1 protein-coding gene is annotated in these 632 nt (G+C 46.0%); it reads left to right on the top strand.

The features are described from left to right. On the top strand, positions 1-632 hold a 632-nt coding region (locus R7Z77_RS26375; protein WP_318137176.1), incomplete at both ends, for a DUF294 nucleotidyltransferase-like domain-containing protein.

The following is a 632-nucleotide window of genomic DNA, read 5'->3' as shown; positions in this document are numbered from 1 at the left end:
ATCATCGAAACTACCGATATTGTTCGTTATGAATCGCAAAACTCACTGCTTCTTGTAAGCAGCATTTTTCAGCAGCAAAGCATCGAAGATTTAGCGACAGTCGCAGAAGAAGTCAAAAGCAGCTTCGTACGTCTGGTTAACGAAGACGCCAATTCACACATGGTTGGCAGCGCGATGTCAGTAATTGGCCGAAGTTTCAAACAGCGTTTGTTGGAGTTGGCAGAAGAAGAACTCGGTGCGCCTCCGATTCCTTATTGTTTCCTCGCATTAGGTTCAATGGGACGCGACGAACAGTTGCTGGTTACCGACCAAGACAACGCCATTATTCTGGACGAATCCTATCAAGAAGAGAAACATGGCAAGTACTTTGAAGATCTCGCTAAGTTTGTCAGTGACGGCCTTGAAGCTTGTGGTTACAAATATTGTACCGGTGACATCATGGCCACAAACCCGATGTGGCGAATGACTCGCTCCGAATGGGAAGAATGTTTCGCTGACTGGATTGACGATCCCAACCCGAAAGCGTTACTGAATGCATCAATATTTTTCGATTTAGATGGCGTGTATGGTCGCTTAAAATGGGCAGAACAGCTCACCAGCTTCATTGTGCGTCGAGCGCGTAAAAATAATCG

Source organism: Vibrio sp. 1401 (genome assembly GCF_033340295.1).
This window is presented reverse-complemented; position numbering and strand designations above follow the sequence as displayed.